The sequence below is a fragment of the Streptomyces sp. GL_141 genome (assembly GCF_057834385.1).
The window spans coordinates 336203-360382 of sequence record NZ_CM174402.1; the positions used below are offsets into that span (position 1 = coordinate 336203).

At 74.0% G+C, this 24180-nt stretch carries 20 protein-coding genes and 1 pseudogene; 10 read left to right on the forward strand and 11 right to left on the reverse strand.

The genetic code is table 11. From position 1 onward, the window contains the following. Positions 1-13: 13 nt before the first annotated feature. Positions 14-1750: a chloride channel protein gene (locus tag AC3IX6_RS01455; protein WP_489368335.1), complete on the reverse strand. Its 1737-nt coding sequence runs from the start codon at positions 1748-1750 to the stop codon at positions 14-16. Between the two features lie 306 nt (positions 1751-2056). On the opposite strand from AC3IX6_RS01455, the gene AC3IX6_RS01460 reads away from it, so the two are divergent. Beyond that, entirely contained in the window at positions 2057-3412 is a 1356-nt protein-coding gene (locus AC3IX6_RS01460; protein ID WP_489368336.1) for a cytochrome P450, read from the forward strand. Here AC3IX6_RS01460 and AC3IX6_RS01465 read toward each other — a convergent pair. Continuing rightward, entirely contained in the window at positions 3384-4133 is a 750-nt protein-coding gene (locus AC3IX6_RS01465; RefSeq protein WP_489368337.1) for a ZIP family metal transporter, read from the reverse strand. The genes AC3IX6_RS01460 and AC3IX6_RS01465 overlap by 29 nt on opposite strands. Positions 4134-4421: 288 nt before the next feature. Next, a complete protein-coding gene (locus AC3IX6_RS01470) occupies positions 4422-6890 on the reverse strand; it encodes a YfhO family protein (protein ID WP_489368338.1) in 2469 nt (822 codons plus the stop codon). A 409-nt stretch (positions 6891-7299) separates the two neighbouring features. Here AC3IX6_RS01470 and AC3IX6_RS01475 point away from each other — a divergent pair, with 409 nt between their 5' ends. After that, positions 7300-7920, forward strand: a complete 621-nt coding sequence (locus AC3IX6_RS01475) for an L-threonylcarbamoyladenylate synthase (protein ID WP_489368339.1) — start codon at positions 7300-7302, stop codon at positions 7918-7920. A gap of 67 nt (positions 7921-7987) precedes the next feature. On the opposite strand, the gene AC3IX6_RS01480 is transcribed toward AC3IX6_RS01475, so the two are convergent. The 6 genes and pseudogenes from AC3IX6_RS01480 to AC3IX6_RS01505 form a co-directional block, all read right to left on the reverse strand. Next, complete coding sequence (locus tag AC3IX6_RS01480) at positions 7988-8239, reverse strand: hypothetical protein (RefSeq protein ID WP_489368340.1); 252 nt, start codon at positions 8237-8239, stop codon at positions 7988-7990. 237 nt (positions 8240-8476) lie between these two features. Next, entirely contained in the window at positions 8477-8767 is a 291-nt protein-coding gene (locus AC3IX6_RS01485; protein WP_489368341.1) for a helix-turn-helix domain-containing protein, read from the reverse strand. An 87-nt stretch (positions 8768-8854) separates the two neighbouring features. Next, positions 8855-9225 (reverse strand): annotated as a pseudogene (locus AC3IX6_RS01490) (MFS transporter); the annotation flags it as partial. A 9-nt stretch (positions 9226-9234) separates the two neighbouring features. After that, a complete protein-coding gene (locus tag AC3IX6_RS01495) occupies positions 9235-10122 on the reverse strand; it encodes a hypothetical protein (protein ID WP_489368342.1) in 888 nt (295 codons plus the stop codon). A gap of 77 nt (positions 10123-10199) precedes the next feature. After that, positions 10200-11543, reverse strand: a complete 1344-nt coding sequence (locus AC3IX6_RS01500; RefSeq protein ID WP_489368343.1) for a uracil-xanthine permease family protein — start codon at positions 11541-11543, stop codon at positions 10200-10202. A gap of 89 nt (positions 11544-11632) precedes the next feature. Further along, a complete protein-coding gene (locus AC3IX6_RS01505) occupies positions 11633-12763 on the reverse strand; it encodes an aryl-sulfate sulfotransferase (RefSeq protein WP_489368344.1) in 1131 nt (376 codons plus the stop codon). A 161-nt stretch (positions 12764-12924) separates the two neighbouring features. Here AC3IX6_RS01505 and AC3IX6_RS01510 point away from each other — a divergent pair, with 161 nt between their 5' ends. Further along, positions 12925-13536: a helix-turn-helix domain-containing protein gene (locus AC3IX6_RS01510; RefSeq protein ID WP_489368345.1), complete on the forward strand. Its 612-nt coding sequence runs from the start codon at positions 12925-12927 to the stop codon at positions 13534-13536. A gap of 64 nt (positions 13537-13600) precedes the next feature. On the opposite strand, the gene AC3IX6_RS01515 is transcribed toward AC3IX6_RS01510, so the two are convergent. After that, positions 13601-14752 (reverse strand): AI-2E family transporter, encoded by a 1152-nt coding sequence (locus tag AC3IX6_RS01515; protein WP_489368346.1) that lies wholly within the window; start codon positions 14750-14752, stop codon positions 13601-13603. 271 nt (positions 14753-15023) lie between these two features. Between AC3IX6_RS01515 and AC3IX6_RS01520 the strand changes: the two genes are divergently transcribed. The 7 genes from AC3IX6_RS01520 to AC3IX6_RS01550 all read left to right on the forward strand — a co-directional run bounded on the left by AC3IX6_RS01520 (position 15024) and on the right by AC3IX6_RS01550 (position 23637). Then, positions 15024-15395 carry a hypothetical protein gene (locus tag AC3IX6_RS01520; protein WP_266901870.1) on the forward strand — a complete coding sequence of 124 codons (372 nt, stop codon included), beginning with the start codon at positions 15024-15026 and terminating at the stop codon, positions 15393-15395. A gap of 216 nt (positions 15396-15611) precedes the next feature. Next, on the forward strand, positions 15612-19595 hold the full coding sequence (locus AC3IX6_RS01525) for an nSTAND1 domain-containing NTPase (protein ID WP_489368347.1): 3984 nt from the start codon (positions 15612-15614) through the stop codon (positions 19593-19595). Positions 19596-19835: 240 nt separating this feature from the next. Then, positions 19836-20708 carry a C40 family peptidase gene (locus AC3IX6_RS01530; protein WP_489368348.1) on the forward strand — a complete coding sequence of 291 codons (873 nt, stop codon included), beginning with the start codon at positions 19836-19838 and terminating at the stop codon, positions 20706-20708. A 68-nt stretch (positions 20709-20776) separates the two neighbouring features. Further along, positions 20777-22063 carry a serine hydrolase domain-containing protein gene (locus AC3IX6_RS01535; RefSeq protein ID WP_489368349.1) on the forward strand — a complete coding sequence of 429 codons (1287 nt, stop codon included), beginning with the start codon at positions 20777-20779 and terminating at the stop codon, positions 22061-22063. 153 nt (positions 22064-22216) lie between these two features. Next, positions 22217-23017: an NPP1 family protein gene (locus tag AC3IX6_RS01540; protein WP_489368350.1), complete on the forward strand. Its 801-nt coding sequence runs from the start codon at positions 22217-22219 to the stop codon at positions 23015-23017. An 81-nt stretch (positions 23018-23098) separates the two neighbouring features. Further along, positions 23099-23353: an HPP family protein gene (locus AC3IX6_RS01545; protein ID WP_489368351.1), complete on the forward strand. Its 255-nt coding sequence runs from the start codon at positions 23099-23101 to the stop codon at positions 23351-23353. Positions 23354-23451: 98 nt separating this feature from the next. Continuing rightward, positions 23452-23637 (forward strand): DUF6381 family protein, encoded by a 186-nt coding sequence (locus AC3IX6_RS01550; RefSeq protein ID WP_284717145.1) that lies wholly within the window; start codon positions 23452-23454, stop codon positions 23635-23637. 106 nt (positions 23638-23743) lie between these two features. On the opposite strand, the gene AC3IX6_RS01555 is transcribed toward AC3IX6_RS01550, so the two are convergent. Continuing rightward, positions 23744-24094: a hypothetical protein gene (locus tag AC3IX6_RS01555; RefSeq protein ID WP_243332017.1), complete on the reverse strand. Its 351-nt coding sequence runs from the start codon at positions 24092-24094 to the stop codon at positions 23744-23746. Between the last annotated feature and the right edge of the window lie 86 nt (positions 24095-24180).

Genomic DNA, 24180 nt, shown 5'->3' on the forward strand with positions numbered 1-24180 from the left:
CCCCGGTTCGACGTCAGGGGGCGGGCCGGGAGGGCGGGTGCAGGGCCAGCAGGGCCGAGCGGTGCGAGACCCAGCCCAGGAGGCGGAGCCGGTCCTCGTCGAGGACCGGGAGTCCGTCGCCCTCGCTCGCGGCGAGCAGCGGCAGTGCCTCCTGGAGGGACTGGCCGGCGAGCAGGGCCGGCGGGTGGCCCCGTAGCGCCTCGACGGACGTGTTCTCGGAGAGGCCTGCGTGCAGGGCCCGGGAGAGGGCGGGGGCCTCGACCGAACCCGCGTAGTGGCCGTGCCGGTCGACGAGCGGGAGGCGGTCCGCGCCCGCCTCGATCATCGCGGTCATCGCCTCGCGCAGGCCGGTGCCGGGTGCGAGTGCGGGCGGCGGTGGTCCCATGGCGGTGCGGACCTCGATCGCCGCCGGGCCGGTCAGGTCCAGGTCGACCCCGCGGCGGCGGAGTTTGGCCGTGTAGACGGTGTCCCGGCTGAGCGCGTGGCTGACTCCGGTGGCGACGGCGACGGCCACCATCAGCGGCAGGATGATGCCGTACTCGCCGGTCAGTTCGTAGATGATGACGACGGCGGTGATCGGCGCGCGGGCCGAGCCGGCGAAGACGGCGCCCATCCCGATGACGGCGTAGGTCATGGCCGGACCGGTGACTCCGGGTGCGAGGTGGTCCATCGTCTGTCCGAAGGCGCTGCCGAGCATGGCGCCGACGAAGAGGCTGGGGGCGAAGACGCCTCCCGAGCCGCCGATCCCGATGGTGACGCTGCACGCGATGATCTTGCCGACGAGCAGGACGAGCAGGAATCCGATCGCGTACCCGCCCACCGCGGCCTTGCCGAGCACCGGGTAGCCGACCCCGTACATCTCGGGCAGTGCGAGCAGGATCGCGCCGAGCACGATGCCGCCGGCTGCCGGGCGGAGCCATTCCGGGCCGTGCCAGACGGAGTCGCAGAGGTCTTCCACCCCGTAGAGCACCTTGGTGAAGAGCACCCCGACGGCGCCGGCCATCGCGCCGAGCAGGACGTACAGGGCGTACGCGGCCAGGTGGCCGGCGTTCACCGGGGCCAGGTCGAGGAACCGTTCGTCGCCGAGGACTTCGCGTCCGATCACGCTGGCGGTGACCGCGGAGACGGCGACCAGGCCGAAGGCGCGGGCGGTGAAATCGCGCAGGATCAGTTCCATGGCGAAGAAGACGCCGGCCAGGGGCGCGTTGAAGGTGGCGGCGATGCCACCGGCCGCGCCGCAGGCGACCAACAGCCGCATCCGTTCCTCGCGGACGCGCAGGAGGGCTCCGGCGGTGGAGCCGAGGGCGGCCCCGATCTGGACGATGGGCCCTTCCCGGCCGACGGAACCGCCGCCGCCGATGCACAGCGCGGACGCGAGCGACTTCACCACCGCGACCCGGGGCGGGATCCGGCCACCCTGGCGGGCGACCGCGTACATCACCTCGGGGACGCCGTGGCCGCGCGCCTCCTTGGCGTAGCGGTAGACGAGCGGTCCGTAGAGCGCGCCCGCGACCACGGGGGCGAGGAGGACGAAGTACGGGCCGAGCCAGGACACGTAGGGGTTGGCGGCGTGGCCGGCGGAGGAGTAGTCGTCGTGGCCGGACAGTGCCCGGGTGAAGAACTCGATCAGCCAGCGGAAGCCCACCGCGCCCAGTCCCGCCCCGGCGCCCACGAGTACGGCGGGCAGCAGCATCGCGGCCTGGGTCCGGTCCAGCGCGTCCCGTGCCGCGTCCGCCGAGAACGGACCCATCTCCACTCCTCAGGAACCGATCCACTGCCGATCGCGCGCCCCGGCCCCTGACCACGATCCCCCGGACCCCCATCCAACGGGCCGCCCCGCGCCGGGACCGGGAGGCGGGCCGGAGGGCCACCCGCCCGGCGTAGGGCCTGCCGTCAAACTCCCGCCGTCGCCCGAAGGGCGGCCTCGCGGTGCCTGGCCGAAGGCCGACCCCCGTCCGTTCCCGGTCCCGTACAGTCCGTGCTGCCGCCGGCCCGGGGCGGGCGGCGGCAGGCCGACGGACGGGCGACGGGCGAACGGACGGACAGGGGAACAGCGATGGCCATCGAAGCCGGTCCCGTGGGGCGCCTCGGTCCCCCGGTCCCCGAGCTGGACCCCTCCGTCGTGGAACGGTGGAGCGCGGGCGGAGGTCAGCTCGTCGAGCTGCTGGCCGAGGTGTGCGGACGGCTCGGCGGGGTCGGTGCGTTCCGGCTCGGGGACGGCGGTCCCGCCGGCCGGCCGACCGTGCTGGTCACCGGTCCGGGGGCGGTCCAGCACGTGCTGGCCCTGCATCCGCAGCGCTACGTCAAACGCTCGCACCGCGCCCGGCTGCTGGTCGGCGAGGGCGTGCTCTCCGCGACCGGCGAGGCGTGGAAGCGTCAACGCAAGGTCCTGCAGTCCCAGTTCACGGGGACCGGGATGCGCCGCTACGAGCAGCGGATCGCCGGGGCGGCCCGGACCGCCGCCGGGCGCTGGGCCGCGTACGCCCGTACCGGGGAGGTCTTCGACGTCGGCGAGGAGATGCGGCGCTTCGCCCTCGACACCATCTGGCGCTCCCTGACCGGCCACCCGCTGGACGCGGACACCGACCGCGAACTGGGCTCCGTCGCGGCCGTGGTGGCGGCGCTGCCGACGCTTCCCGCCGATTCCGCCGACGCCGGGGAGGCGGTCGCCGCGGATCTGGCCAGGATCGACGCCGTGGCCCATCAGGCGATCGCCGCCGCCCGCCGGGGGTCGGCGGGCCCCGACGGGCCGGGGCTGCTCCATCTGCTGGTGGAGGCGTCCGCCGAGCGGCCCGAGTACACCGACCGGTTGATCCGCGACGAGCTGGTCACGCTGCTGGTCGCCGGGCACGAGACCACCGCCACCACGCTGACCTGGCTGTACCTGCTCCTCGACCGTCATCCCGAGGCCCGCGCGTGGGCCCTCGCGGCGGGCGGCGAGGGCTCGGCGGAGCGCCGGGAGGCGATCCAGGCCCTGGTCAGCGAGACCTTGCGGCTGTACCCGTCCGCATGGATCCTGCCCCGGCACGCCGTCGAGGACGACGTCCTGGCGGGCTACGCCGTCGAGGCGGGCACCGACGTGGTCGTCTGCCCGTACCTCGCACACCGCGACCCGGTGCTGTGGCCCGATCCCGAGCGCTTCGACCCGCTGCGCTTCACCGCACCGGGCGGCCGGCCGGCCGTCCCGGGCGCGTACGTGCCCTTCGGCATCGGCCCCCGCGCCTGTCTCGGGCTGCAGTTCGCGCTGCGCGAGTCGACGGTGCTGCTGGAACACCTGCTGCCGGCTCATGTGCCGGCCTTCCGGTCCGTTCCGGACGGGGCCGCCTACAGCATCACGGTCCGGCCGGACGGTCCGACGCCGGCCACGCTCGCGGCCCGCCCGCTCACAGTTCGCCCAGACCGAGGGCGGTGAGGAATCCCGCCACGGTCACCAGACCGGTGGCGAGGTGGGCGTTCTCCTGGGCCTCCGGGAGCATGGTGTCGGCGATCATCGCGAGGATCGCGCCGGCGGCGAAGGCCGTGACCGCCGCGAGGGCCTCCGGCGGGGCGTCACCGAGCAGGGCGTTGCCGAGCAGCGCGGCCACACCGCTGAGCAGGGCGATCCCGCCCCAGAGCCCGAAGACGTACCGGCGTCCGCGGCCCGCCGTGCGCATGCCGGCGGCGCTGGCCATGCCTTCGGGGATGTTGCTGATGAACACGGCGCCGATCGTGGCCAGTCCGACGGAGCCCCCGCCGAGCAGGCTCGCGCCGATCACCACGGACTCGGGCACCCCGTCGAGCACGGCTCCCATCGCGATGGCGCTGCCCGAGCCGGGCTGCTGGTCCTCCGAGGGCTGGTGGCCGCCCGAGCGTTTGCGGTGCCGGCCGCCGCGCCGGGCCAGCAGGGCGTTCCCCGCGCTGTACACGGCCGCGCCGGCGGCCGTACCGAGCACGGTCGGGAGCATGCCGCCCGTGTCGCGGGCCTCGGCGATCAGATCGTAGGAGACCGCCGCGATCAGCACGCCCGAGCCGAACGCCATGATCAGGGCGATCAGCCGTCGCGGTACCGCGAAGAAGGTGCCGATGGCCGCGCCGGCCAGCAGGGCGCTGCCTGCGAGGAGCCCCCAGGCTCCGGCCGCGAGTGCGTCGTGCACGCTGGGCTTCCTTCCCTGGGCGCGGTGAACCGGTGAACCGGTGAACCGGTGAACCGGCGAATCGGCGAATCGGCGAATCCGTGACTCGGTGATCCACGACGCCTCATTGTTCCCTTTGTCGCCTTCCAACCCGGCGGGACGGGCCGGTCGTGACCGGGATCATCCCGAGGGGGCCCGTCCGCTCATTGCCTGACGAGGGGTGGGGCCGGGCACGAGCGGTGTGCCGGTCCCGGAGCCGGGTGCCGGACCCGTCCCCCGCGGTCCGGCACCCGGCCGCCCGTGCACCCCTTAGGCCCTGCGGGCGCGCCGGAGAGTGACGGTCAGGACGCCCGCGATGAGCAGCAGGCCCGCGCCGGTGCCGCCCAGGCCCGTGCGGAGCCCCTCGGGGAGGTACGAGCACGCCAGCCGGTCGGCGCCGCCGGATCCCAGGGGGACGCCGAGCAGGCCCTGGTACGAGACCGGGGCGCGGGCCGGGCCGCCGTCGACCGAGCAGTTCCAGCCGGGGGACGCCGTGGTGGCGAGCACCGCCGTGCCGGTCGAGCCCTGGGGGAGCCGGGCCTCGATGGTGTGTCCGCCGGCCCTGACTCCGGTGGCCGCGCCCGCCTTCAGCCCGGCCACGGCCGCGTCGAAGGCGCCCTGGTCCAGACAGCCGAGCGCGTCGGGCGGCAGGACCTGGCCGTCCTTCGGGGTGCGCAGGGAGAAGGTGAAGCGGCCGTCGGCCGCCGCCGTGCCCAGTTCCCTGACCGGAGCGCTGACCGCGGGAGGCCTGCCGGAGAAGCTCTCGGGCCGGCCGCCCTCCCCGGCCCGGGCGGTCGCGTACAGGTCGGGCGCGTGGAGGAAGGCGCGGGCCCCCGGGGCGCACCGTCCCGTGAAGGCGCTCCAGCTCTCCGGTCCCTCGCTCTGGGCCCTGGTCAGGGCGAAGCCCGGCCCGGCCTCCGGTGCCGGTGCCGCTGCGGCCGGCCCGTCGCCGCGGGTGAGGGCGGGGACGGTGTAGACCCTGGCACCGAGGGCGGCCTGACGCCGGGCCCAGACGGAGCCCGCGGGAGCCCCGTAGGCCTGGTCGCTGCCCGGTGCCCTCAGGGTGACCAGGGGCGGGGCGGGCAGGGTGCGGACGGTGACGCCGTCCTCGCCGGCCGGTTCGAGGACGGTGCCGATGCCGAGCAGGGCCCGCAGCACGGGGTCTTCCGCGGGCCACAGGTGGCGGCCGCCCATGGCCTGGCCCAGGCCGAGGCCGCGCAGTCCGCGCGCGGTCTCCACGCTCACGTAGCTGCTGTAGTAGGCGCCGCCCTGGCCGCCGACCAGCATCGCGTCGTTGTTGGTGACGAAGACGCCGGGTCCGGCGTCGGCCCGGGTGGCGGGCCAGTTCCGGTGGGCGTCCAGGGCCTGGCGCGCGCCCTTGCCGAGCTCGGTCATGGTCTGGGCGCGTACGGGGCCGCGCCGTCGGGGGTCGTCGGCGACGGAGTTGCCGTAGACGGAGTACACGGTGCCGGCGAAGACCGAGACGGCCAGCAGCAGCATGACGCCGATGCGGGCGGGGCGGCGCAGTCCGCGCGCGTAGCACAGCAGCAGGGCCGTGGTGACGGCGCCGCCGACGAGGACGCCGGTGAGGGCTTGTTCGTTGACCGGCGGGAGGTCGTAGGTGGCCGCGACGAGCAGGGCCAGCAGGCTCGCGCCGCCGAGCAGGGCCCGGGGCCGGGGCATGTGGGCGAGGCAGATCCAGGCGGCCATCGCCAGCATGCCGCTGAGGACGAAGGACTCGCGGAAGGGGGCGCCGTGCGGGAGGGCCCCGCCCTGCCAGAGCTTGGCGGTGGGGGTCAGGACGAAGGAGACCCCGGTCAGCACGATGAGCGAGAACCAGGCGAGGCGTTCGCGGCCGCGCACCTTCGACTGGAAGGGCAGGGTCAGGACGAGGAGCAGGACGAGCACCCCCGCGTAGACGTTCGGCGCGGGGCGGACGGGGTGCGTACCCGGTATGAGCATCGAGAGGAAGGTCAGCGGATCGGTGTCCACGCCGACCACGTACAGCTCGGTGGGCTGGGCCCGCCGGTTGGCGAAGGCGCACACCAGGATGGCGGGGGCGGCGAGGAGCAGGCCGGTGCCGGTCATGGTGGCGGCCCGCCACAGGGCCCGGCCGCGGGTGCGCCGGTCGGTGTCGGCGAGCAGGAGCCGTACGAGGAAGACGAGCGCGGTGGCCGTGGTGGCCATGGCCGCGGTGTAGAAGTTGGCGTACCAGCACAGGGCGACGAGGAGGCTGCCGAGGATCCAGCGGCGGCCGGTCAGGCACCAGTCGGCGGCTATCCCGAGCAGGGGTATCGCGACCAGGCCCCAGGTCCACATGGGGACGACGGTGCCCTCGGCGACTCCCCAGCCGCAGACGGCGTAGCCGACGGAGAGCAGGGCGCGCAGCCAGGGCGAGCCGGGGCGCAGGCGCCCCAGGTACACGGTCATCAGCGCGGCGGCGAGGCCCATGCTGCAGAGGCTGACGAGGTAGACGGAGAGTTCCGCGTGCTCGCGGGGCAGAAGGCCGGCGAGCACGGAGAACGGATTGGAGAGGTAGGTGAAGAAGTCGCCGAGGAATCCGACGCCGTAGCCGCTCTGCCAGTTGAAGAGCAGGTCTCCCTGGGCGGTGCCGTGCTGGAGGTCCCAGAGGTGGGTGTGGAACGGAACGTATTGGTGGCGCAGGTCATTGTCGGCGCGCGGGACGGACCCGAAAGGGTAGACCCCGCGCGTGGCGAGACCGGCGCTGTAAGCCGCCATGGATATGAGTGCGGCCACGAGAGCGGAAAGGAATGCGACATTCCGTTTCACCCCGCCCACCTGGGACGCGACCTCTCTGCGACCTCCCCGGGAGAGGGGTTTTCCGGCAGGCGGGAGCGAAGTGGCGGTCATGTTTGGCAAACCCTCGTGCGTGACTAATCGGCCACGGAGGGGCCGCCTATTCCCGCACCCTATGTACACCGCCGAAGAATTCACGCACATGACGCAACGAATATGATCGCAATCACGGGAAGGTCCGGTCCAAGCAGCATAAAAAATGGACAATCGTCCACTTTTCGCTCGGCCCGCCCCTACCCCGCCCTCGGCCCGCCCTCGGCCCGTCCCCGGGGAGCGGCCGGGGAGCGGCCGGCCGGAGTGCCGGAACCACCGGATCCCGTACGCTCGTCGGATGGCAAAGTACTTCGACGTACACCCCGACAACCCCCAGCCCCGCGCCATCGGCAGCATCGCCGACGGCATCCGCGCCGGAGGACTCGTCGCCTACCCGACGGACTCCTGCTACGCGCTGGGCGCCCAGCTGGGCAACCGTGACGGTGTGGACCGGATCCGGTCCATCCGGCAGCTCGACGACCGCCACCACTTCACCCTGGTGTGCGAGAACTTCGCGCAGCTCGGCCAGTTCGTCACCATCGACAACGACGTCTTCCGCGCGATCAAGGCGTCCACTCCCGGCAGCTACACCTTCATCCTTCCGGCGACGAAGGAAGTGCCGCGCCAGCTCCAGCACCCGAAGAAGAAGACGGTGGGCGTGCGCATCCCCGACCACGTCGTGGTCCAGGCGCTGCTGGCCGAGCTCGGCGAGCCGCTGCTGTCGAGCACGCTGCTCCTGCCCGACGAGGCGGAGCCGATGACGCAGGGCTGGGAGATCAAGGACCGGCTCGACCACGTCGTGGACATGGTGGTCGACTCGGGCGACTGCGGGACGCTGCCGACGACGGTCATCGACTTCTCCAGCGGCGAGGCCGAGATCGTCCGGCGGGGCGCCGGGGACACCACCCGCTTCGAGTAGCGGTCGACGCCGGGCGGTGGGAGGGCCGGTCCTTCCCGCCGCCCGGACGCCTCACCCGGACGGCCTGTCAGGTGCGCGGGTACAGGACGGGCTTGAGGCCGTAGTCGAGCTCGGAGCCGTCCACGAGGAGGGCTTCCACCGTTCGGGTGACCGGGTCGATGTCGGCCACCATCCCGTCACCCGAATAGCGGGGGTAGCCGGAGGCGCCGTTCTGGCCGGTCGGTGCGACGACGGCCGAGCGGACGGCGTCGTCGGCCGAGCCCTCCACCACGTGCTCGGGCACCAGCAGGATCTCGAAGGTCTGCGGTTCGGTACTCATCCCCCGACGCTAACCGGCTCCCGCGGATCATGCCCTCCGGCGCCGCCGTCGATGAGCCCCTGGAGCCCGGGCGCGTACAGGTCCGCCAGTCGCCCGGAGGGGTACGGGCACCCGCGCCATCGGGCCGGTGCAGACTCGGCGTCGCCCCCAGACCCAGCGGCCGGCCCGCGATGCCGAGGAAGAAGACCACCCGCAGCAGCGGGTCCCCGCGGAGTTCGCCGCGCAACCGGACCGTGGTCAGGACGAGGTGGCGGCCCAGTACGGCCGGCTCCGCCGCGAACAGCGCGCCGGCGGCGAGCTGGAAGTCGGCACCGTGTTGAACAGCCCCTCCTTGCCGCCGAACCGCTTCACGATCAGCGACGGGCTGACGCCGGCGTCGGCCGCGATGCCGCGCAGGGTGACTTCGGCGTAGGGACGCAGGGTGAAGGCCTGCGGGCGGCGCGCACGATGCCGTCGCGGCCCGACTCCCCGGCGGTGCTCATGCGCCCTCCCGGAGCACGGGCGCGGACGTGGCCACCCCGACCGCACCGGGCCGCGCGGACGCCGCCGGCCTACCCGGCGGCAGGCAGAGGGCCGCCGCCAGCGCGGCGAGCGCGGCGCCGGCCGCGATCAGGACATGGCGTGCCAGTCGAAGTGCGCGACGACGAGGGCAGCCGCCGGGAGGCCGGTCGCGGCGCCGATCCCGAGGGTGGGGCTCATGAGGGCGATGGGCGGCAGGACGCGGTCCGGGGGAGTTCGTCGCGGATGATGCTGATGCCGAGCGGAAGGACGGCGAGCGCGGTGCCCTGGAGGGCGCGGCCGGCGATCAGGACGTCGATGTCGGAGGTGACCGCGCACAGCACGGACCCGGCGGTGAGGACGCCGAGCGAGGCGAGGAGCACGCGGCGTTTGCCGTACATGTCGCCGACCCGGCCGAGTACGGGGGTGCGGACGGCGCCGGTGAGCAGGGTGACGGTGACGAGCCGGCCCGCGGCGGCCCGAACGGCCAGCCTCGTCTACGAGCGGCGGGCGCCGTCCGCCGGTCCGGACGCCTCGCCGCCGGGCGCCGAGGGGTGGCGCAGCAGACCGCGCGCCCACCGTTCGTTCAGGCCCGCGAGGAAGCCGATCGCTCCCCAGAAGAACCAGGTCTTGACCAGGGCCCCGTGCCCGTCGGCGGAGAGCGGGCCGGGCCCGCACAGGTCGGCCGGGGAGGCCGGCGGGGTGAGGAGGGTGAGGATCCCGCCGGCGACGAGGAGGTAGAGGGCGGTGGCCAGGAACCACCCCACCACCACCCGGTACCAGCCCTCTTGGCGCAGCGCGCGGGACAGCTGGACCGGATCCACGGCCGGATCGGCCCCGCCCGGACTGTCGCGGATCAGCTGCCGGGGATCGCGCAGCCGGACGATCACGCTGAAGACCGCGCCCATCGCCCCGCCGGCGAAGCACACCAGCGCCCCGGCCAGGGCCAGCCGCTCCTGGCAGCCGAGGCCCGCGCCGAACAGCCCGGGCACCCACTCCCCCAGCGCGAAGACCACGAGCAGGATCACCGGACTGATGACGATCCCGCAGGTCAGGCCGGTGTTCAGGCCGCGCGCCCCGGCCGTGGCCGTATCCGCCTCCAGCCGCGTTCCGGCCAGCGCGACGGCCGTCTCCAGCCGGGCCACGTCCGCCCCCTGGGCCACGGCGCGCAGGGCGCGGAGCAGCTCTTCGGTGACCGCGGCGCGCGTCCGCCGTTCGAAGGCCCGCTGCGCGGCCGCGTGCAGGCCGTCGAGGCGGAGCATCAGCTCCGGTTCGGCGCACCACAGTTCCCGCAGCCGCTCCGGATCGATGCCGGGCACCTCTTCGAGTGCCCGTATCTCCCCGTCGGCCGCGCCGTCGAACCACTCGCGCACATCGCGCAGCATCGGCTTCCCCTCTTCGCACAGCAGTTGTACCCGCCTTCGCCGCGCGAGGATAGCCGCCCGCCCCGCGGGCACCGCCGTCAGCCCGTGGATCGGCCCTTCTGCCCGGGCACCGGGCCCTGCGGCTCGCCCTTGCCGAGCGCCTGAAAGAGGGCGTGGAGCAGGACAGCGGTGAGCGTGCCCGCCACCACCCCGCTGCCGAGGACGGTCCGGGCCCAGGTGGGGAATCCCTGGTAGAGGTCGGGGGCGACCACCGGCAGCAGTCCGGCGGTGAGGGCCAGCGCGACCACCGTGGAACCCCCGCCGGCGCCGGGCGCGGTCCGGCCGAGCATGTCGACGCCCATCACCGCGATGATCCCGTAGATCACCAGGGCGGATCCGCCGACGACGGGTGCGGGGACCGCGGCGATCAGCCGGGAGACGGGTGCCAGCAGGCCGACGGCGATGAGCAGCACTCCGGCGCCGGCGGTGACGAAGCGGCTGCGGACCCCGGTGAGCCGTCCGATGCCGATGTTCTCGGCGCTCGTGACCATCAGCGAGGTGCCGAACAGTCCACCGAACACCGAGATCAGGGCGTCGGCCCGGGCCACCCGGGGCGCATCGCGTCCGGGGTCGCTCTCGCGCCCCACGGTCTCGCTGTTCAGGACGGTCTGCCCGGTGATCTCCGCGAGGGTGGTGAGGCTGAAGACGAGCAGGGGCAGCGCGGCGAGCACGTCGAAGTCCGGTGCGCCGTACGGGAGGAGGTGCGGGAGGGTCAGGCCCCCGCCGGCTCCGCCCACGGGCGCGAGGTGGCCGAGGCCGGTCGTGAGCGCGATGAGGGTGCCCGCGCCCATGCCGAGGAGCACGGCGGTCTGCCGCCAGATCCCGCGCAGCACCATCAGGAACAGCACGGTGCAGCCGATGGTGGCGCCGGCCAGCACGACGGCCGAGGGCGCGGCGTACCCGGGGCTGCCCGGGCGGCCGGTGACCAGTTGGGCGGCGACCCGGATCATGGCGATCCCGATGAGCAGCACGGTGGTGCCCATGACCAGGGGCGGGAAGAGCCGTACGACCTTCGCGTAGAAGGGCAGTACGGCGAAGAGCAGCGCCGCGGCGAGGAGCACCGAGCCGGTCGCGGTCGCGGGGCCGTGGTCCTTGGCTATCTGGAGGAAGAGCGCGGTGGCCGCCCCGCCGGGGAGCATGACGAACGGCAGCCGGGCCCCGAACCGCCACACCCCGAGGGACTGGAGGAGGGTGCCGGCGCCGCAGAGCACGAGGGTGGCGCTGAGCAGGGAGGCGGTGTGCGCGGCGCTGAGGCCGAGGGCCTGGCCGGTCAGGAAGGTGGTGGAGACGGGCGCGGCCACCACGGCCAGGACGTGCTGTGCGGACAGCGGGGCCAGACGGCGCAGCGGCAGCCGCTCGTCGACTGGACTGACGGGACTCACGGGACTGACGGGACTCACGGAACTCGCCGCGCCCTCCGGGCTCTCCGGGCCTTCCGGGCCTTCCGGTGCCGGCTTCGTGGAGGCGGCGCTCATCGGGCGGCCTCTCTGTTCAGCCAGGGCAGCTCTTCGGCGGTGTACCGGTAGGCGCGGAAGACCGCGTTGGGTTCGGAGGGGAAGAGTCCGCGGACCTCGGACTCCTGGTAGGCGCCGAAGTGGGGGACGACGTACTCCCAGCACAGGTAGCCCTCGGGGGTCACCTCGAAGAGGCGGCCGGACGGGGAGTCGGTGACGAGGGTGTTGCCGCCGGCGAGCCGCTGGGCGCTGCCCATGAACGGGGCGAAGAAGGCCTCGCGGGCGGGGTCGTGGTACTCCCAGACGACCTTGCCCGAGGAGCGCTCGACCTCGATGACGCGGGAGTGGGGGACGTCCGATCCGGGGCGGAAGACGCCGTTGTCGAACACCAGCACCCTGCCGTCGGCGAGTTCGGTGGGGGCGTGCTGCTGCGAGACGACTCCGGGCTCGGTGCGCCAGAGGATCTCGCCGGTCTCCCGGCTGATGACGACCACGGCGGAGACGCTGCGCAGGCTGGCGAGGACGTTCCCGTCGGCGAGCGGTACGACGCTGTTGACGAGCGGCCAGTGTTCGCGCGCGTAGTCGGGGTGCAGGGCGTACTCGGCCCGGTCGAGGTGTTCGGCCGCGCTCCACGACCAGCGTACGGAGCCGTCGGCGTCGACCTCGGTGATGGTGTCGGCCCATACCGTGCCGTCGGCCGCCTCCGAGCCGGGTACTCCCCCGAGCACGCCCGCCGCGTCGGCGCCCCGGAGCGGTTCGAGCGCGGTGTAGAGCACACGGCCGCCGCCGAGGTGGTGGGCGTCGTGGTGCTGGAGGGGATCGCGGTGCTCGCGCAGGACGGTGCCGTCCGGGGTGGCTTCGAGCATCACGCCGCCGCGGTACTTGTGCCACATCGGGAAGAGCGCCTCCTCGCCGGGGAGCACGCCGCTGTAGGCCAGGTTGCCGTTGGCCAGGATCCGGGCGTGCCGGCCGGGGCGGTAGGGCAGCCGCCACTCGTGGACCACGTCGCCGTGGATGTCGATCAGGTACACCTCGCCGGTGCCCGTGAGCGGGGCGAAGAGGGTGTACCCGCCTTCCGAGGCGGCGGGGTCGAGGGCGATGAGACCCGTGCCGCGGCGGCGGCGGAAGTTCTGGTCGACCGGGAGCATGCTGTCCTCCTGCGGAGCGTGAAACTTTGTTTGATGCGAGCAATCTCCTTTGAAGTTAGTGGTGCATTGTTGCGGCACTGTGAAGGGAGTGCGAAGCCCGCGGCCGGGTGCGGGAAGATGATCGCCAGAGGCGGGGAACGAGGAGCGGGGTGTGCGGTCAGGTGGAAGAGGAGACGACGTCCGAGCGGCGGATCGGTGCGGGCATCCGCAGGCGGCGCAGGGCTCTGGACCTCACGCTGGCCGAGGTGGCCGCGCGCAGCGGGCTGTCCTCTCCCTTCCTCAGCCAGATCGAGAACGACCGGGCCCGCCCCAGCATGCGTTCGCTCCAGCGGGTGGCCGATGCCCTGGACACCACGGCCGTGCAGCTGCTGGCCGCCGGTGAGACCCCGCGCCGCGTGGACATCGTGCGGGCCGACGCGGATCCCGGGCTCGATGCCGGGACCGGGGTCGGTTCCGGTTCCGGTTCCGGGACCGATCCGACGGCCCGGGTCCGTCCGCTCGTACGCGGCCAGCACCAGATGCACGCGCTGGAGTTCACCGGGGACCACGACGCCGAGCGCGCGTTCCGGCACCGCAACGACGAGTTGATGTACGTGGCCGACGGGTCCGCCGAGGTGGAGGCCGAAGGGCGGACCCACCGCCTGGGCCGCGGCGACACGCTGTACCTCACGGGCGGGGTGGAGCACCGCTGGCGGGCGCTGGAGGCGGGCACGCGGGTGCTGCTCGTCGCCGTCGCCGACCACGTCGAGGCCGTCGTGGACCCCCTCGGCTGAGGCGGGACCGGTCGGTTCCCGGGTCGACCCGTACGGGCTGATCCGGGACCCGTCGACTTCCGGCTCAGCCCGTACGGGTCGTGCGCAGGGAGTGGTGCACGGCCCAGGCCACCGAGACCAGGGGCACCGCCACCACGGCCCCGACGATCCCGGCGGCAATGGCTCCCGCGACCACCGACAGGGCCACCACCATCGGATGCAGGCGCACCGCCCAGCTCATCACGAGGGGATGGAGCAGGTGCCCTTCGATCTGGCCGATGACCACGATGAGCGCGACCACCAGGGCCGCCACGAGCGGCCCCTTGGTGGCGAGGGCGACGACGGCGGCCACGCCGAGGGCCACCGGGGAGCCGATGAGCGGGACGAAGGCGGCGACGAACTCCAGCAGGGCGAGCGGGACGGCCAGCGGGACGCCCAGGAGGTAGAGCGCGATGCCCACGAGGACGGCGTTGGTCGCGGCCACCAGGACGATGCCGTGGGTGTAGCCCGTGAAGGTCCGCCACGCGGCGCGTCCGGCCCCGGCCACCCGCTCCCGTACGCCTTCGGGCAGTTGTCCGCAGAACCAGTCCCACTGCCGGTCGCCCGAGTGGATGAAGAACACCGAGCAGAACAGCGCCAGGGCCACCACGGTGAACACCGCCACGACCCGTCCCGCACCGCTGAGCGCCGTGCTCAGCAGGGTGGAGCGGTGGGTGGAGAGGTAGGTCTCGATCTTCGCCTGGACATCGCTCAGGGCGTGCGAGTCGAGCCGGAACGGCGGACCCTGGAGCCAGTTCTGGATGCGGTCCAGCCCGACCCTGAACTCGCTCACCAGCGCCGGCCATTCCCCCGCGACGGCCTCGCCGACCAGGGCGAGGGCGCCGAGGACCAGGACCATGCTGGCGATCAGCGCGCAGGCGACGGCGAGCCCGCGGGGCATCACCCGGGCCAGCAGCGCGGCCGGCGGGCGCAGCATGGCCGCCGCGACCAGGCCGAGGAAGAGGGCCAGGGCGATCTCGTGGAACCGTCCCAGGACGGCGAACACCGCGTACGCCGCCGCGCCGACGACCAGCAGGCGCCAGGCGTACCCGGCCGCGGTCCGCAGGCCCGGGGCCACCGGGGTCGCCGGGGTCGCCCCGCGCACCGGGGTACGGGCCGGTCCGGTCCGGCCTTCGCCGCGGGGGCGGGCGCCGGGCGGGAGCCGTCGGGCGGGCCGCGTCACGAGTCGCCTGGTCATGTGCGGCCGCACCTCCGGGGTGTGTTGGTCCCCTCGGGCTATCACCCCGGCGGCGGCCGCCCCGTGCGCCGCGCAGCGCGTTCGCCCGAAGGCCTCATCCGCGCTGGGCCGAAGGAGCAGGCACGTGCGTTGCCCCTCCCTCGGCGAGTTCGCTGGTCACAGGGGGTTTCCCGGACGGGGTGGCCGACGGGCGACGGGAAACCCGTCGACCCCGGTGCCCGCCGGGGACAGGCTCTAGGTGTCAGCACGGAGCAAGACCCGAGGGGACACCATGCGCAAGATGATCCGCGGCGCCGCCGCGTTCGCCACCGCCGCGGCCGCCGTCGTCGCACTGAGCGGAGCCGCCGGGGCGTCCGGCGCGCAGCCGGCCGACACGTGGGCCGGCTGCCCGGACGGAGCGGTCTGCATCTACCCGCAGAACCAGAACCCCGCCGTCAGTCCGAGCCACGTCTTCTACAGCTACGGGGCCCACAACCTGACCAACCAGTACGGCAACCACTGGGTCCTGAACAACCAGTACGGCGGGGCCACCGCACGCCTGTGCGCCGGTTCCAACGGGGTCAACTGCGGCAATCCCATCGCCCAGGGCACCGGGGTCTACGCCGACCTCGGGCCGATCAACTCGATCACCCTCAACCGCTAACCGCTAACCGCTAACCGCCAACCGCCAAGCACCGACTGCGAACCGCGCACGGGCGGGACAGCCCGTTCGGCACTCGCAAGGACGTTCCGGATCCCGGCCCCCGGCCGGGCTCCGGAACGCCGCCGTTTCATGCGACACCGCACGATCGGCCGGTCGGCCGTCCGACCCCCGCGATAGCCTGGGCACCTGCCTCTCACAGCCTGGGCGCACATTGCCATGGGGGACGTCTTGGGGGATCCGGACCGCGCGAGCGGGGCCGCGGCGGCCTTTCCCGCCCAGTTGCGCAGGCTGCGCGTGCAGCGCGGCCTGTCGCTGGGCGACCTCGCCCGCCGGACGCACTACAGCAAGGGCTATCTCAGCAAGATCGAGACCGGTGCGAAGCCGGTCACCCTCGATGTCGCCCGCAGCTGCGACCGGGTCCTCGAGGCCGGGGGCGAACTCCTGCGGCTGGTACCGGAGGGCGAGGAGTCCGGGCGCCCGGCAGCCGGATCCCGCGCCGAGCAGGCCGACCGACCCGGTCCCCCTGGCTCTTCCGGCCTTGCCGGCACTCCCGACGCCCCCGGTCCGCCCCGCCAGCGCGGTCCGCAGTCGGACGGCGCGTGCCCCTACCGCGGCCTGTCGGCTTTCACCCCGCAGGACTCCCGGTGGTTCTTCGGCCGGGAGCGGGCCACGGCCGCCCTCGTCGAGCGGGTCCACGACCGGCTCGGCCACGGCCCGTTGCTCCTCGTCGCCCGCTCGGGCGCGGGCAAGTCCTCCCTGCTCAGCGCGGGTCTGGTACCGGCCCTGCGGCGCGGCGGCTTCCCGGTGGCGGGGGCCGACGGCTGGCCGGTCGTCCGGTTCACCCCCACCGCGCACCCGCTGCGGGAACTGCTCGAAGCCACCGGCAAAGCAGTGGGGGCCGACCTCGGCGTCACCCCGGGGCAGTTGAGCACCCACCCGGAACAGCTGCTCGAATCCGTGCACCGGCTGACGAGCGGGACGGACCCCCTGCCCGGGGCGGACGGGCTCCGGCTCGCGACCGTGCGGCCGGTGTTGCTGGTCGACCAGTTCGAGGAGCTGTTCACCCTCTGCTCCGACGAGGAGGAGCGCCGTTCCTTCGTACGGGTGCTCCTCGCCCTGGCTTGCGCTTCTCCGGCGGCGCCCGGCGGCGGGTACGACCCCGCCGTCGTCGTGCTCGGTGTGCGGGCCGACTTCTCCGGGGAGTGCCTGGACCTGCCGGAGCTGGCCGCCGTGTTCAGCGACGGGCTCTTCGTCCTGCCCCCGATGTCCGTGGCGGAGCTGCGGGAATCGATCACGCGCCCGGCGGAGCTCGCCGGGCTCGCCCTGGAGCCGGGGCTGGTGCCCCTGCTGCTGCGGGACGCGGGCGTACGGGACCCCGGCGCCGGTGACCCCGTGGCCCGCCCCGGCGGCGGCCCTGACCCCTGGCCGGGGGAGGCGCCGTCCAGCGCCCTGCCCCTGATGTCCCACGCGCTGATGGCCACCTGGCAGCGGCGCGAGGGATCCACGCTCACCGTCGCGGGGTACGAGTACGCCGGCGGCATCCAGGGCGCCGTGGCCCGCAGCGCCGAGCAGGTGTTCGCCCGCCTGTACCCGGCCGAGCAGCGGATGGTCCGGCGGCTCCTCGTCCGGCTGGTGCACATCGCCGAGGGCACGGGGCCGACCCGGCGCCGGATGAGCCGTAGCGCCCTGCTGGAGGGGCAGGCCGACTCCGTGCGGGCCGCGGCCGCCCTGGGGCCTGCCGGCCTCGACGCCTTCGTCCGGGCCCGGCTGATCAGCGCGGACAGCGACACCGTCGAGATCACCCACGAGGCCCTGCTGCACGCCTGGCCCCGGCTGCGCGGCTGGATCCACGCCGACCGGGCCGGGCTGCTCGTCCACCAGCAACTGGCCCAGGCCGCCGACGAATGGGTGCGCGAGGCCCGCGACCCGTCCGTGCTCTACCGCGGCAGCCGCCTCGCCACCGCCCGCACCTGGGCCGACGAGCTGGACGGCCGCAGCCGGCTGGGCCCCCGGGAGGCCGCCTTCCTCGACGCGAGCCGGGCCGCGGAGGAGGCCCGGCGCCGTCAGGACCTGCTCCGGGTCCGCCTGCACCAGCGGATGCTGGCCACGCTCGTCGTCCTGCTCCTGCTGGCGCTGACCGCCGGCGGGGTGGCGTACCAGCAGCGCGCGGGAGCCCTCGGGCAGGAACGGACCGCCCGGTCCCAGGCGCTGGCCGCCCGGTCGCTGTCCCTGTCCGCCGGACAGCCCGAGGCCTCCATGCTGCTCGCCGAGGAGGCCTACCGGGCCGAAGCGACGCCCGAGGCGCGCGGCGCCCTGCTCAGCACCCAGTCGCAGCCTTTCCTGGCCCGGCTCGGCGGGCACGGCGGGCCGGTCAACGCGGTGGCCTTCGCCCCCGACGGCCGGCTGCTGGCGACCGCCGGCTCCGACGGGAAGGTGCTGCTGCGGCGGGTTGCCGGCCGGAGCACGGTCGCCGCCTTCACCGCGCCCGGCCGGGTGCGCACCGTCGCCTTCAGCCCCGACGGGCGGACCCTGGCGGCCGGTTCCACCGACGGCCCGGTCCGGCTCTGGCCCCTCCGTTCCGGCGACGGCGGCTCCGTGTCGGTGCTGCCCCCGAGTACGGCGGGCGCCCGGGCGGTGGCCTTCGCCCCCGACGGTGCCACCGTGGCCGTGGCCGCCGCCGACGGGACCATCCAGTTGCGGGACACGGCTGGGGACCACCGCGAGCGGGCCGTCCTGACCGGGCACACCGCTCGGGTCAACACCCTGGCGTACGCCCCGGACGGCCGGAGCCTCGTATCGGCCGGCGCCGACGGGACCGTACGGCTGTGGGACACGCGGCGGGCGGAGCCGGCCGGCGTGCTGGAGGGGCACACCGGGGAAGTGCTCGGCGCGGCCTTCGCACCGGACGGGCGTACGGTCGCCACCGGCGGGGTCGACCGTACGGTGCGGCTGTGGGACGTCGGCGGGCGGCGCGCGGCCGCGACGCTGGCCGGGCACAGCGACGACGTCAACTCCGTGGCCTACACGCCGGACGGCACCACCGTCATCAGCGGGGGCGGCGACGGCACCACCCGGCTGTGGGACGTCCGGGGCGCCCGGCTCACGGCGACGCTCGCCGGGCACACCGACTACGTGCTCGCCGTCTCGGTGGATCCGACGGGATCGGTGCTCGCCACCGCCGCGTTCGACCAGTCCGTCGTGCTCTGGGACCTGCGGGGGCCGGTGCTGACGGCTCGCCCGTTCACCGAGGTGTGGCACGCCGCGTACAGCCCCGACGGGAAGCTCCTCGCCACGGCGGACGCCGATCACACGGTGCTGGTGTGGGACGTGCCCGAACGGCGGGTTCTGGCCACTTTCACGGGGCACGCCGAGACGGTGTTCTCGGTGGCCTTCGCCCCCGACGGACACACCCTCGCCTCGGCCGGCGCCGACGGCACCGTACGGCTGTGGGACACGGGCACGCGCGGTCCGCTCGCCACCCTCACCGGGCACACCGGGACCGTGTTCTCGGTGGCCTTCGCCCCCGACGGACACACCCTCGCCTCGGCCGGCGCCGACGGCACCGTACGACTGTGGGACACCGCCGCGCGCAGTCCGCTCGCCACCCTCACCGGGCACACCGACTTCGCCAACGACGTCGTCTTCAGCCCCGACGGCCGGACCCTGGCCAGCGCCGGGGACGATCTGACCGTCCGGCTGTGGGACGTGGCCGGGCGCCGCCCGCTCGCCGCGCTCAGCGGGCACGCGGGAGCGGTACGGGCCGTCGCGTTCGCCCCGGACGGGCGGACCCTGGCGAGCAGCGGCAACGACGGCACCGTACGGCTGTGGGACGCGGACCAGCGGCGCGTCACCACGGTGCTGACGGGGCACACCGGCTCGGCGCGGGGCATCGCCTTCTCCCCCGACGGGCGGACCCTGGCGAGCAGCGGCAACGACCGTACGGTGCGGCTGTGGGACGTGCCCGGACACCGGCTCCGGGCCGCGCTGTCGGGCCACACCAACGCCGTGTGGGGGGTGGTCTTCTCCCCCGACGGACGGACCCTGGCGAGCAGCAGCAACGACGGCACCGTACGGCTGTGGAACCCGGATCCCGGCGCCCGGCTGGCGGACATCTGCCGGACGGTGGGCCGCCTGGGACCGCGGGAGCGGCAGGAACTGGTGCCCGGCCTGCCCGAGCGGGCTCCGCGGCGCGGCTGCTAGGCCGTCTCTTTCGTGTCTTGCCGGGCCCGATCGGCAAGACACCCCCTAAGCCGTCCGGGGTTTCCTCCGGGGTTTCCCGTTGCCCGTTCGGGTGGTGCCCCGCCCGGCCCTCGACGGGACGCGGCGGCGGCCGACAGGCTGGTCACGGGTGCGGCCCAACAGCCAAGTGCCGGGCGGACGGCCGCGCTTCACCACCACCCCGTGCCCCGTGAATCGAGGTCACCCACCGTGTCACCCCTCATGTCTCCCACCGTGTCTCCCATCGTGCCGCGCCGAACAGGTCTCATCGGAACGCTCCTCGCGCTGCTGGCCGTACTCCTCTGCACCCCCGCCGGCCCGGCCGCCGCCGACGACGGTTGCCGGGTCCTGGCCCCCGGGGCCTCGGCGGCGGCCGAGCGCGCCGTCGCCGCCGCCTGCGAACAGGTGGGAAAGGGGGTCTGGTACACCTGGGGCGGTGGGCACGGCCCGGGGCCCGGTGCCACGTACGGGCAGGTGGACCCCACCGATCCGGCGAGCGAGCACGATCCCGAACGGCTCGGCTTCGACTGTTCGGGGTTCGTCCGCTACGCCTACGCGCAGGCAGCCGGCTCGGACCTGCTCGACGGGGTGGCCAGTGCGCAGTACTACACGCACCGCGCGGCCACGCGCTTCACGGCCGCCCAGGGGCTCGCGCCGCTGCTCCCAGGCGACCTGCTGGTGTGGGGGACCTCCCGCGACCTGCACCACATCGCCCTCTACCTCGGGGCGGGCAAGATGGCGGAGGCCCGGCAGTCGGGCACCAAGCTGATGGTCAGCGAGGTCACCGACGCGCGGCTGTCGAACGGCTATTACGGGGCCGTCCGGGTCGACACCGGACCGGTCACGGGGCACGTGTTCCAGACCTGGGGCTCCGGCGTGTGGACCAAGGAGCGGCCCGCCACGGCGGCCGCGCGCGTGTACGCCTTCCCCGGGCCGACGACCATCCGCGTCGCGTGCCAGAAGCACGCCGAGTCGGTGACCTCGGACGGCTACACCAATGACGTCTGGTCGTATCTTCCGGACTATCAGGCGTGGGTGACCAACATTTACGTCCGCGGGGCGGCTTGGCTGGAAAACGTGCCCACCTGCCCTTGATCATCCGTAAGGTCGGAAACGATCCGCAAACCCCCAAGCCGGCCGACCCGGCCCACCCTAGGAGCAACGTGCGCACGTCCACGTCCCCGTCCACCCTGCTGTCTTCCTCCCGCTCACGGCGTCTGGCCGTCGGCGCCGCCCTGCTCGCCGTCGTGGCCGGCGGAACGCTGCCCGCCACCGCCGCCCACGCGGCGACCGCGCCCGGCTCCGCCGCCCAGGCTCCGGTCCAGCCGGCCGCCGCGCCCGATCTGGAAGCGCTGACGCAGGCGTTGCGCAATACGACGGCGGCCGGGGCCCCCGGGGCAATGGCCCGCTTCACCGGTCCGGACGGGGTCCGGACCCGGGTGGAGGGCGTACGGGACCGGGCCACGGGTGCGGCGATGGACACGCGGGCCCGCTTCCGCATCGGCAGCGTCACCAAGACGTTCTCCTCTGTCGTCCTCCTCCAACTGGTGGACGAGGGCCGGATCGAGCTGGACCGGTCGGTCAACTCCTACCTCCCGGGCCTGCTGCCCGACGACCGGATCACGGTGCGCCACCTGCTCACCCACCGCAGCGGCCTGGCGGACTACACGAACGCCATGTTCGAGCACACCGTGCCCGGCTTCGAGGCGGTCCGGAACAAGGTGTTCACGTACAAGGAGCTCGTCGGCCTCTCGCTCGCCGAGCCGAGGACCACCGAGCCCGGGGTGGCGTACAAGTACTCGAACACCAACTTCGTCGTGGTGGGCATGCTGATCGAGAAGGCCACCGGAAAGCCGGTGGCCAAGGAGTACGAGCGGCGCATCATCAAGCCCCTCAAGCTGAAGAACACCTCCTACGTGCACCCCGGCACGACCATCAAGGGTCTGCACGCCAACGGCTACCTGCACCCGGACGAGGCCGGCGCCCCGCTGGTCGACTCCACCGAACAGACCGTCTCCTGGGCGCAGTCCGCGGGCGCGATGATCTCCAGCGCGGCCGACCTCAGCACCTTCATGTCCTCCCTGCTCGGCGGGAAGCTGCTGCGTCCGGGCACCCTGGACGCCATGCTCACCGTGACCCCGACCGACGCCACGAACACCCGGTTCTACGGGCTGGGCCTGCGCCGCTACGACCTCTCGTGCGGTGCGCAGGTCTACGGGCACACGGGCACCGTGCAGGGCTTCTACACCTACGCGTTCACCACCCGGGACGGCAAGCGCTCCCTCTCCGCCATGGCGAACACCTCCAACCGCGGCCAGACCAACACCGCCCTCGGCGGCACCCTGGAGGCGGCCTTCTGCGGTAAGGCTCCCGCCGCCGCTCCGGCCACCGCGCGCGGTTTCGCCTTCGCCCCGGCCGCGGCGGATGCGGACCTCCCCGAGAACCGCTGACGGATCCGCTGACGGGAACCGCCGCCGGAACCACCGACGGCGATTCCCGGACACGGGTCGGCTCCTGCCCCTTGGCGTGGGGGCGGGAGCCGGGAAAGCTGAACTCCGCATTCCCGCACGGGCGTTGCCCGTGTGACCGATGAGGAGGACACGATGGCCGACGTACCGCCCGTGAAGCGATCCCGCAGGGGGCCGGGCCGGCGGGCCCGCAGGATGCTCGCCGCCACGGCGGGGGCCGCGACGCTGGTCCTCGCGGTCCCCGGGGTCGCGTACGCGGCCCCGCCCCCGGCCCTGCCCGCCAACGCCGACGGGCTGGAACAGACGTTCCAGCCCGCCTACGACTACGACCGCGACGGCTGTTACTCCAGCCCCGCCATCGGTCCGGACGGCACCATCAACGGGGGCCTGAAGATGGGGGGCGACGTCAACGGCCAGTGCCGCGACCTCTCCGACCTCGACAACACCAACGGCTACTCCCGCGCGAAGTGCAACAACGGCTGGTGCGCCGTCATGTACGCCCTCTACTTCGAGAAGGACCAGGTCTCGCTCGGCCCCGGCAGCGCCGGGCACCGGCACGACTGGGAGCACGTCGTGGTGTGGATCCAGAACAACCAGGTGGCGTACGTCTCCACTTCGGAGCACGGGAACTTCAAGGTCCACGCCGCCTCACAGATCCGCTTCGACGGCACCCACCCGAAGATCGTCTACCACAAGGACGGCTGGAGCACGCACTGCTTCCGAGCCGCGAACTCCAACGACGAGCCGCCGGAGAACCACAAGGGGACCTGGCAGTACCCCGCGCTGGTCGGCTGGAACGGCTACCCCGCCGGGCTGCGCGACAAGCTGAGCCAGGCCGACTTCGGCAGCGCCCTGCTCGGCATCAAGGACGGGCAGTTCGGCGGCCACCTGGCCAAGGCCAAACCTGCCGGGATCCCCTTCGACCCCTACGCGTGACGGCCCGATCGGCAGGAGCAGGACACCCCCCGGGACCCGCGGCAGGGTGCCCGGAGGGGCCCGGATAGGGTCGTCGCGGGAGTGGTGCCGCACCGCCACGCCTGCTCCGCCCCTGCCCGGCCCACGGCCGCCGGTGTCACGCTGGCGCTGGTCATGGCCGCGCGCACCCCGCATTCACCCGCCTGCGCCACCGCCGTGGTGGTCGTGCTCCAGGCCCCGGTGGCGGCCCGGTTCGTCCCGCTGCTGTTCGGCTCGACCGTGCTGATCGTCCTGACCGGGTACGCGGCCTCCCGCGTGCGCCGCAAGGCACCGAGGTACCCCGCGTACTGGTGGTGACCGTGCGTCACCGGCGGCGGTGCTCGAGATGCGCTCGCGGTGTACTGCTGGTTCGCTGAAGTCCGCCCGGCGTCCCCCCACAGCGCCCAGGAGTGATCATGAGTGCAGGCGAATCCCACGGCCGGTCCCGGCAGCTGCGCGACAAGGCGCAGGAACTCGACGAGGCCGCCACCCGCTCGACCGACCCCGACGAGAGCCGGCGACTGCGGGACAAGGCGCGCCGCCTGCGCGAGCAGAGCGAGCAGGAGCGCGTCATCGACGACCCGGGCATGGACCTGCGGTAGACCGGGCCGGGCCAGGTCGGGCCGGGTCCCGGCTGCGGACCTGCGGAGCCGGTGGAGCCTGCGGGGCCCGTGGACCTCGCGGCTCCCCGGCTACGGGACTGCGGACCTAGGGGGCCACGGCCGCCGCGGGGGCCTCGTCGAGCTCCCACGCGTGGCGCTTGAACTCGCGGACGAAGTCGGCGTGGTCCTCCCACTGGCGGGCGATGCCGCGCAGCACGTCCCAGTGGTGCTCCACCGCCTGGTCGATGACCCGGCGGACCGCCGGCTCGGCCGTCTCCCGCTGCTCGATGAGGCCCTTGGCCACCGAGGCCTCCAGCGCCGCGTTGCGCAGGGCGCGCAGGGCGCGGGAGGTGTCGTCCATCCCGAAGCCGTTCTCGCTGCCCGTCTCCTCGGCGAAGAGCGGGGTGAGCCGCGCCTCGATGAAGGCGGTGATCCGCTCGAAGTGGCGTACGTCCATCGGGGGCTCCATCTCGGGTCGCTGCGCTGTCCGGCGCGAACCGGGCCCGCACCGGCGATCATTATCCCGCAGCCGGGCACCCGCTC

What these genes read in the sequence shown, in the direction of transcription:
- AC3IX6_RS01515 (WP_489368346.1), bottom strand. Translation starts at nt 14,752, where the DNA reads ATGACCAGGCGACTCGTGACGCGGCCCGCCCGACGGCTCCCGCCCGGC.
- AC3IX6_RS01455 (WP_489368335.1), bottom strand. Translation starts at nt 1,750, where the DNA reads ATGGGTCCGTTCTCGGCGGACGCGGCACGGGACGCGCTGGACCGGACC.
- AC3IX6_RS01530 (WP_489368348.1), top strand. Translation starts at nt 19,836, where the DNA reads ATGTCTCCCACCGTGTCTCCCATCGTGCCGCGCCGAACAGGTCTCATC.
- AC3IX6_RS01525 (WP_489368347.1), top strand. Translation starts at nt 15,612, where the DNA reads ATGGGGGACGTCTTGGGGGATCCGGACCGCGCGAGCGGGGCCGCGGCG.
- AC3IX6_RS01460 (WP_489368336.1), top strand. Translation starts at nt 2,057, where the DNA reads ATGGCCATCGAAGCCGGTCCCGTGGGGCGCCTCGGTCCCCCGGTCCCC.
- AC3IX6_RS01495 (WP_489368342.1), bottom strand. Translation starts at nt 10,122, where the DNA reads ATGCTGCGCGATGTGCGCGAGTGGTTCGACGGCGCGGCCGACGGGGAG.
- AC3IX6_RS01555 (WP_243332017.1), bottom strand. Translation starts at nt 24,094, where the DNA reads ATGGACGTACGCCACTTCGAGCGGATCACCGCCTTCATCGAGGCGCGG.
- AC3IX6_RS01550 (WP_284717145.1), top strand. Translation starts at nt 23,452, where the DNA reads ATGAGTGCAGGCGAATCCCACGGCCGGTCCCGGCAGCTGCGCGACAAG.
- AC3IX6_RS01475 (WP_489368339.1), top strand. Translation starts at nt 7,300, where the DNA reads ATGGCAAAGTACTTCGACGTACACCCCGACAACCCCCAGCCCCGCGCC.
- AC3IX6_RS01520 (WP_266901870.1), top strand. Translation starts at nt 15,024, where the DNA reads ATGCGCAAGATGATCCGCGGCGCCGCCGCGTTCGCCACCGCCGCGGCC.
- AC3IX6_RS01480 (WP_489368340.1), bottom strand. Translation starts at nt 8,239, where the DNA reads ATGAGTACCGAACCGCAGACCTTCGAGATCCTGCTGGTGCCCGAGCAC.
- AC3IX6_RS01470 (WP_489368338.1), bottom strand. Translation starts at nt 6,890, where the DNA reads ATGGCGGCTTACAGCGCCGGTCTCGCCACGCGCGGGGTCTACCCTTTC.
- AC3IX6_RS01505 (WP_489368344.1), bottom strand. Translation starts at nt 12,763, where the DNA reads ATGCTCCCGGTCGACCAGAACTTCCGCCGCCGCCGCGGCACGGGTCTC.
- AC3IX6_RS01540 (WP_489368350.1), top strand. Translation starts at nt 22,217, where the DNA reads ATGGCCGACGTACCGCCCGTGAAGCGATCCCGCAGGGGGCCGGGCCGG.